The following is an 8,296-nucleotide window of genomic DNA, read 5'->3' as shown; positions in this document are numbered from 1 at the left end:
TCAGTTTTCAATGGTCTAGCTCGCTTCAAGACCCTCGTCTCTCGCGACAACTATTATATTCTATCAAACCTAACTCCCCTTGTCAAGAATAAACTGTGTCTTTTCCCCTTTTTTATTCAGCAACCCTCTCAAAACCCTCTGTTGTCACGTTTGTTAATTTGATTTTAAATATAAAGTTTAAATTTTTGTGGTACATTTTTTTACTTGAAAATATCAATGAGTAAATTGTAAAAATACAAAGGAACCATGTGGGAGCATTAAAAAAACACCATAATATGGTGTTTTTTTCAACTTATTTTACTTTAGCAGTTGTTGCAATAATTTCTACAGCTTTTTTCATTGCGATATCATGTTTAAGCATATCAACTGGGAGAAGTTTTTCAACTTGTTCAACAGGCATGTTGTATTGACCAGCAAGGTCTTCAATTTCTGCTTTCACTTCCTCATCTGAAGTTGTGAAGTTTTCAGCAGCAGCGATTGCTTCAACAACAAGGTTTGTACGAACACGTTTGTCAGCATCTGCTTCGTATTGTTTATGAAGGTCGTCTTCAGTTGTTCCAGTGATTTGGAAGTACATTTCTGGAGAAATCCCTTGTTGTTGCATCCCGCCAAGGAATTCGTTCATTGCACGGTGTACTTCTTCATGAATCATTTCTTCTGGAATTTCTTTGATTTCTGCGTTCGCTACAGCTGCTTCAATCGCTGCTGTTTCAACTGCATCATCATAAGCTTCTGCTTTTGATTCTTCCAATTCCTTACGGAATTTAGCTTTCAGTTCATCCAAAGTTTCAACTTCTTCATCGATGTCTTTAGCGAGTTCATCGTCAAGTTCTGGCAATTCTTTCGCTTTAACTTCGTTAACTTTAGTAGCAAAAATAGCTTCTTTACCTGCAAGGTCTTCAGCTTGGTAGTTTTCTGGGAAAGTCACTTTAACTTCTACTTCATCACCAGCTTTTGTGCCAACAAGTTGTTCTTCAAAACCAGGGATAAATTGACCTGAACCGAGCTCAAGACTGTGGTTAGAGCCTTTTCCTCCCTCAAATTCAACGCCATCGATTGAACCAACAAAGTCAATAACAACTGTATCACCATTTTCCGCAGCACTTTCTTTTACCACGAGTTCGGCCAAATTATTTTGAGCGTTAGTCAAACGAGTTTCTACTTCTTCGTCTGAAACTTCTTTAGATGCTTCTACTTCGACTGTAAGGTCTTTGTAGTCACCAAGTGTTACTGTTGGTTTTACCACAACTTCCGCTGTTAATTCCCAATCTGAACCTTTTTCCATTTTTGCGACATCAACTTTTGGTTGAGCGACAGGTTCAATACCAGCTTCTTTAACTGCAGCATCATAAGCAGTTGGAAGAACAGCATTTAAAGCTTCTTCATAAAGGGCTTCTTCACCGTACATTTTATTGAACATTTGACGATTGATTTTACCTTTACGGAAACCAGGGACACTAATGTTTGCTTTTACTTTATTAAAGGCTTTGTCAAGCCCAGTTTTGATTGTTTCTTGATCGATTGAAAATGAGAGTGTACCTTTAGTATCACTAGTTTTTTCGAAACTTACAGTCATTTTTTTCTCCTTATTTTGAGCATGTGCTCATAAATTCATACCTTTCAAGATTAGCATAAAAAACGCTATATTTCAAGCATTACTTGCTTTTAACCGCCTAAAAATACCCATTTTATCTAATTTTTTTAAAAAAAAAAGCACTGGAAAAGCCAGTGCTTCTTATTAAACATTATGAGGGGTTCAGTTTATTAATGACCCCTCTCCAAAGATCATGGTTAAAAATATTGGATGGGTTCCCTCCACCAAGAAAACCGTAACCAACCATAAGTCCTAGAATTGCTGCTACAACCAATAAAATCACGACAAGGATAATTAAAGATACTCTCAATCCTAAAAATTTTACGGCCTTTTTAAACATTAAGCATCTTCTCCATCTTCGTCATGCACACGCTCGATTGTTGCTCCTAGTGCACTAAGTTTTTCATGAAATTTATAGTAACCGCGGTCCAAATGGCTGAGTTTTCTCACTGTCGTTTGTCCTTTTGCAACAAGTCCAAGTAAAATCAGAGCAGCACTTGCACGCAAATCTGTTGATTTCACAGCGGCACCTTGTAGATTTGAATTCCCTTGAATTAGCGCAGTATTACGCGTGATATCAACTTCAAGCCCCATCCGGCGCATTTCTTCTAAATGTTGGAAACGGTTTTCAAATACGGTTTCCACCATTACCGACTCACCCTTTGCTACTGCTTGAGCTGCAGTCATTTGTGATTGCATATCTGTTGGAAAGCCTGGATGTGGTAATGTTTTTACGCTAGTTGGTTTGAGTTGATCAGGTCCGATGACACGTAAGCCTCTTTCCTCTACGACGAAACTCACGCCCATCTCACTAAGTTTTGAGATTAAGGGACGATTATGCTCAGCTATAGCATCCTTAATTAATACATTCCCTTGAGTCATAGCTGCTGCTACCATAAAAGTTCCTGCTTCAATACGGTCTTGAACCACGGCGTGGTGTGCACCGTGCATCTTATCCACCCCTTTGATAATCACTGTATCTGTGCCGGCACCTTTAACATTTGCTCCCATTTTATTGAGCAAATTGGCTAAGTCTACTATTTCGGGTTCACGCGCAGCATTTTCAAGGGTTGTAGTGCCTTCAGCTAAGGTGGCCGCTAAGATTAGATTTTGAGTCGCACCTACCGAAGGGAAGTCCAAATAAATGTGAGCACCTTTTAATTTATCCGCTTTAGCTTCAATGTAGCCTGCGTTTTGCGTAATTACTGCACCCATTTGTTCAAAACCGCGCAAATGCAAGTCTATTGGACGAGAACCAATTGAGCATCCTCCTGGCATTGAAACCCGTGCCTGACCATTGCGCGCTAGAATTGGACCCATAACAACAATTGAAGCTCTCATTTTACTTACATATTCATAAGGTGCTGTCGTTTTGATTTCAGCACCCGCTTTTGCAATGATTTGCTTTTCTTCTTGGTCAAAAGTGATATCTACGCCAAGATGATCAACCAAGTTGTTCATCATGAACACATCACTTAAAATAGGGACATTGCGTAAAGCTACTTCGCCTTCACTTGCAAGGAGTGTGGCAGCAAGCAGTGGCAAGACCGCGTTTTTTGCGCCTTCGATTTCAACTTCACCTTGCAGTTTAGTATGTCCACCTTTTACGATAATTTTATCCATTTATTTATTTCCTATTTCTTTTTGTATTTCTAAATTATAGCACAAATGCTTGGGCTGGTTTTCAAAAAGTTTTCGGTTTAATTAATTTCTGATGTATTTTTGAATTTCGGAAATTAGTTTTGCAGGAGCCGTGAAAACCTTTTCCCGACAGTTAAGCTGGGGCATTTCACCAGCAAGTGTCATTGTAACATAACCGATTCTATCAGCGATGATACTTCCTGCGGCATAATCCCAAGGTTGTAAATTGCTAAAATAAGCCACAATTTTTCCGTCTAAAAGCTGTCCATAGCTAATCCCAGCACTTCCAATAATTCTTACCCCTAGTGTATGTTGGCTCAGATCAAGTAGCCCACTATAGTTGGTACGGTACATATAGCTATTTACACCAAGCAAACTGTGTGCTAGCGATGCTTCCTTCATTACTAACTCCCTTTGATTGCAAAAAGCTTTATGACTATCACACCAGTATAATTTATCTTGCATTACATCAAGAATCAAGCCGAATTTCCCGACTCCAAATTCATAATAAGCCACCATAATGGCAAAATTATCCTTTTGGACAATGAAATTTGTTGTCCCGTCAATCGGATCAATCACCCAAAGGTGAGGTGTTTTATCGTCATAGCTCTGTTTTTCTTGGTCTTCCTCGGCTAAAATTGCATCATTTGGAAAGTGGTGGTGAATTTTCTGAACAAGTTGTTCTTGAACTTCTTGGTCAAAATTAGTCACTAAATCATCATATCTCGTTTTCTCGGTAATTTCGAGGGGTGCTGTGATATTCTCTTTTAGAAAGTTTCCTGAATCACGCACCCAGTCTTTCGCTAATTCAAGCCTGGTCAGCACTGACAAATTTTTTTCCACTCGCCGTAACCTCCTTGACCGCACGGTACAGTGAGTAACCACTGCTCGCTTCAAATTCACGGCCCAGCTGCTTTTCTTGCATTTTGGAAGGAACAATTTTTTTAAATTGTGCATAAGCGTTCAAAAATGCTTCTTTTTCAACTTTACTTTCATAATATTTTTCCACTTGATTGAAAAAAGAGAGCACTTCTGTCATCTCAGCAGTACTCCAACTTAAATCAAGAGGGTAAGTATAATTTTCTTTCATTCTCTCTATCTTTCATAGAATTATCAATAGATAACTTAGAGCGTGAGGCAAAATAATTACTGACAGCCTGGTCAGTAATTATTTAAGGGGCTATTCCATTGTGCTCAACATTTCAACACGACGATATTCACGTGGCAGAAAAGCTCGGATTTCATCTTCATTAAATCCGATCTGCAAATGTTTTGTGTCTGTAATAATGGGACGACGTAGTAAGTTAGGAAACTCTGTCACAAGATCTAAAAGTTCATTAATTGTGAGGTTATCCACATCGACTGCCAACTTTTGGAAGACTTTTGACCGTGTTGAGATGATGTCTTCAGTTCCATTTTCAGTTTTCGTCAAAATTTGACGTAAGTCGTCAACTGTCATGGGTTGGGTCAAGATATTATGTTCCACAAAGGGAACCTTATGGCTTTGGAGCCAAGCGCGCGCTTTACGACAACTTGTACATGAAGGCGACAAATATAAATCAATCACAGTCTTACTTCCTCTTCTTATCAATTTATCAGCAAAACATTTCATTGATTGCCATCATCTGACAATACTTATTTTACGTCTGACAGTATTATACCAAAATTAATCTAGCAAAAAAAGCCGTCAGTGACATCCTGCATTTTTTGGATGACAAAAATTACTCATTCATGTCCTCAAATGTTTCTTGTAGGGTTTCAAAGTCCAATATTTCAAGCTGATATTCTGCCATTTGTTTCATTCGTTCGACCATATACTTGAGCTTGGTTTCATTTTCTTCATCATAAAAAACAAGTGCCCCTTCAGTATTCTCCAGTAGAAAATCATTGTACTGACGGAACTGGCTGGGATTCTCGTAAGTCTGATAAGCGTATTTTACAAAATCCACCTCTTTAAAATGAGCGAGTTTTACTTGATTATTTTCATTCCAATTTTGCCCATGTGTTTCAAAAGAAAAAATCGTACCAATTTGAAAATTATAATCTTTTTGTAATTCTTTGGCTACATCTAATGCCCAATATTCAAAGCCAAGATTACCTGTAAAAATCAGCCAATTTAAACCTTCTTCCAAATAGCGAATAAGCCTATTTTTTACGGCTTTTTTAATGATTGACACTTTGATATCTTTTTCATTAAAAATCCCTAAATCAAAACTTGTATAACCCATGATGAGCAGTGAATTCATAAATATTTTCCCCTTGTCAAAAATATGCTATAATGACATTATATAACTAACTGAAAAGTTTATAAAGGTGCAACAAAAAAATGGTCAATTATCCTAATGGTAGGTCACGGCCTTATCAGCACGCCCCAAAGAAAGAAAAATCACTGACAGAGCTGTCAGTAACCAAAAAGCGGGCGGATAAGCTGAAAAGTTCCGTTGCTTTTGGAAAACGTGGGATGAATTTTGAAGCAGAAATTAATGCGACAAATGAATACTACCTTTCTCATGGCATGGCTGTTATCCACAAAAAACCTACCCCTATTCAAATTGTAAAGGTCGATTATCCACGACGGAGTCGGGCTAAAATTACCGAAGCTTACTTCCGACAAGCTTCAACTACCGACTATTCTGGTGTTTACAAGGGACGTTACATTGACTTTGAAGCAAAGGAAACCCATCAAAAAACGGTATTTCCTTTGAAAAATTTTCATGAGCATCAGATTGTTCATATGAGTAACGTTCTTGCGCAGGCAGGAATTGCTTTTGTTTTATTACATTTTGCTACTCTTGATGAAACTTATCTTCTGCCTTCTTCCTATTTGATTAAATTTTATCGAGAAAAGCAAGGCTTAAAATCGATTCCGATTGATTATATTCGGGAAAAAGGTTATAAAATTGAAACCCATCAAATCCCTAGAATTCCATACCTAGAGATTGTGAATAAACTTTGTGAGGTAAATTAAAATTTCTAAGAAACAAAAGAAACACGACCATAAGCAGCGTAAGAAACATAGTAAAAGTAAGACAAGATGGTGGACAGCCCTCAAATTTTTTTTAATCGTCTTCTTTTCAGCTATTATCCTTGGGCTTGCAGCTGGCGGGGCTGTGTTTGTCTACTATGCTAAAGATGCCCCAAAACTTGATCTCAACCAATTAGAATCCATGCCTTCACCAAAAGTATATTCTACAGATGAAAAATTGGTTGCCACCTTGGGTTCTGAACAACGTAATTTGGTTCAAACAGATAATATACCCGTGATGTTAGTTAATGCGGTAACTTCTATAGAAGACCACCGCTTCTTCAATACACGTGGTATTGACCCCATCCGGATTGCAGGAGCATTTGTTAATAACGTTAAAGGTGGCTCACTCAATGGGGGATCCACGCTTGACATGCAGCTGATCAAGCTTTCTTTTTTCTCTACCGAGAAATCAGACCAGACCTTGAGTGTAAAAATTCAAGAGGCTTGGATGGCTTTGAAACTGGATCAAAAGTGGACAAAAGAGCAAATTTTTACGGCTTATGTCAACAAAGTCAACATGGCAAATGGTTATTATGGAATGGGCACAGCAGCCGAAGCTTACTATGGTAAAAGCCTAACTGATCTTTCAATTGCTCAATTGGCACTGCTGGCAGGAATGCCTCAAGCCCCTTCAACATATAACCCTTATACTAATCCTACTGCAGCCAAATATCGGCGAGATTTAGTCATCAACGCTATGTATCGTTATGACAAAATTACGGCAAGTGAGCGCAAAACTGCGTTAGCAACACCAATAGATGATGGGCTTCAACCTTTACAACCTAGTGCCACTATTCCAAGTTATGCTGATAATTTTCTCAAGCAGGCCATTGCCCAAGCTAAAACCCTTGCTGGTGATGACATCTTGACCAAAGGGGTCAAAATTTATACGACCTTAGATACCAATGCTCAGCAAAATCTTTATAATATCGTCAATACGAATGATAGCGTGGCATTCCCTGATGACAACCTCCAGGTGGCTTCAACAGTTATCAATGTCCAAACGGGAGCTGTTGTCGCAGAAATAGGAGGACGTAAACAGCCTACTGATGTCACCTTTGGATTGAATCAAGCTGTCCAAACAGATCGTGACTGGGGTTCCACAATGAAACCTATCGTGGATTATGGTCCAGCCTTTGAAAACAACGTCTATACTTCAACAAATGACATTGTCACCGACGCCGCAACGACTTATCCTGATGGTACGGCGCTAAAGAACTGGGACAGTAATTATATGGGAGCGATGACCGTAAAAAATGCGCTCGCCCTCTCCCGGAATATTCCAGCAGTAAAAACTTTGATTAATGTTGGTTTAGATAAATCCAGTAAATTCGTCAATGGTTTAGGAATTAATCTTGGTAATATGCAATATTCCAATGCGATTTCAAGCTATGCGACTGTACCTACGGACGAAAAAGACACAGGGAATAAATATGGTGCCAGCGCTGAAAAAATGGCTGCTGCTTATGCTGCATTTTCTAGTGGTGGAATTTACACCAAACCCTATTACGTGACTAAAGTAGTCTTCCCTGATGGACGGACGGTAGAATACAAACCCGAACGTTCACGTGCAATGGAAGCCTCCACTGCTTACATCATGACGGATATTCTTCAAAGTGTCCTTACACTTCCACTCTCACAATCTGTTGGTTCTTATGCAGCTGTACCAGGACTTCCTGCCGCTGGTAAAACAGGAACCTCTAATTATACAGATGATGAATTGGCTCAAATCAAAGAAAAATATGGCGCACTCTCTGGAATGATCTCTCCTGATGAAAACTTTGTTGGCTACACGCCACAATATTCAATGTCTGTATGGACGGGATATTCGAATCGGATGACTCCAATCTATGGCACCAGCACACAGATCGCCACTAAAGTATTCTCGGCTATGATGTCAAAATTCTATCCTGATCCTTCTAGTGTTACACCTTGGACAATGCCAGATGATGTCGCTCAACAAGGCACTGCCTTAGTCAAGACAGATGCTTCAGGAACAAGTGAGAGTGCTTCAAGCTCTAACTAAAAATTCA

At 39.0% G+C, this 8,296-nt stretch carries 9 protein-coding genes; 2 read left to right on the top strand and 7 right to left on the bottom strand.

The annotated features are described in order from the left end of the window. Positions 1 to 292: 292 nt before the first annotated feature. From tig to JKP71_RS04045, 7 genes are all read right to left on the bottom strand, one after another. Positions 293 to 1,576 carry a trigger factor gene (gene tig / locus JKP71_RS04075; RefSeq protein ID WP_075524677.1) on the bottom strand — a complete coding sequence of 428 codons (1,284 nt, stop codon included), beginning with the start codon at positions 1,574 to 1,576 and terminating at the stop codon, positions 293 to 295. Positions 1,577 to 1,745: 169 nt separating this feature from the next. After that, entirely contained in the window at positions 1,746 to 1,934 is a 189-nt protein-coding gene (locus tag JKP71_RS04070) for a DNA-directed RNA polymerase subunit beta (protein WP_075524678.1), read from the bottom strand. Continuing rightward, positions 1,934 to 3,217, bottom strand: a complete 1,284-nt coding sequence (gene murA, locus JKP71_RS04065; RefSeq protein WP_200407114.1) for a UDP-N-acetylglucosamine 1-carboxyvinyltransferase — start codon at positions 3,215 to 3,217, stop codon at positions 1,934 to 1,936. The genes JKP71_RS04070 and murA overlap by 1 nt, the downstream gene beginning before the upstream one ends. An 81-nt stretch (positions 3,218 to 3,298) precedes the next feature. After that, entirely contained in the window at positions 3,299 to 4,078 is a 780-nt protein-coding gene (locus tag JKP71_RS04060) for an inositol monophosphatase family protein (protein WP_075524680.1), read from the bottom strand. After that, positions 4,044 to 4,325 (bottom strand): UPF0223 family protein, encoded by a 282-nt coding sequence (locus JKP71_RS04055; RefSeq protein WP_075524681.1) that lies wholly within the window; start codon positions 4,323 to 4,325, stop codon positions 4,044 to 4,046. Before JKP71_RS04055 ends, JKP71_RS04060 begins: the two co-directional genes overlap by 35 nt. Positions 4,326 to 4,415: 90 nt before the next feature. Further along, positions 4,416 to 4,802 (bottom strand): transcriptional regulator Spx, encoded by a 387-nt coding sequence (gene spx / locus JKP71_RS04050; protein ID WP_075524682.1) that lies wholly within the window; start codon positions 4,800 to 4,802, stop codon positions 4,416 to 4,418. 154 nt (positions 4,803 to 4,956) lie between these two features. Then, positions 4,957 to 5,481 carry an SLOG family protein gene (locus JKP71_RS04045; protein ID WP_200407113.1) on the bottom strand — a complete coding sequence of 175 codons (525 nt, stop codon included), beginning with the start codon at positions 5,479 to 5,481 and terminating at the stop codon, positions 4,957 to 4,959. 80 nt (positions 5,482 to 5,561) lie between these two features. Here JKP71_RS04045 and recU point away from each other — a divergent pair, with 80 nt between their 5' ends. Both recU and JKP71_RS04035 read left to right on the top strand, forming a co-directional pair. Then, positions 5,562 to 6,203, top strand: coding sequence for a Holliday junction resolvase RecU (gene recU / locus JKP71_RS04040; protein WP_075524684.1), 642 nt, complete (start codon positions 5,562 to 5,564; stop codon positions 6,201 to 6,203). Further along, positions 6,199 to 8,289: a transglycosylase domain-containing protein gene (locus JKP71_RS04035; RefSeq protein ID WP_373298600.1), complete on the top strand. Its 2,091-nt coding sequence runs from the start codon at positions 6,199 to 6,201 to the stop codon at positions 8,287 to 8,289. Before recU ends, JKP71_RS04035 begins: the two co-directional genes overlap by 5 nt. Positions 8,290 to 8,296: the final 7 nt, after the last annotated feature.

The organism is Lactococcus taiwanensis (assembly GCF_014905395.1).
Classification (GTDB): Bacteria; Bacillota; Bacilli; order Lactobacillales; family Streptococcaceae; genus Lactococcus; species Lactococcus taiwanensis.
The sequence above is the reverse complement of the archived record's forward strand: the minus strand, read 5'-3'. Positions and strand labels throughout refer to the sequence as shown.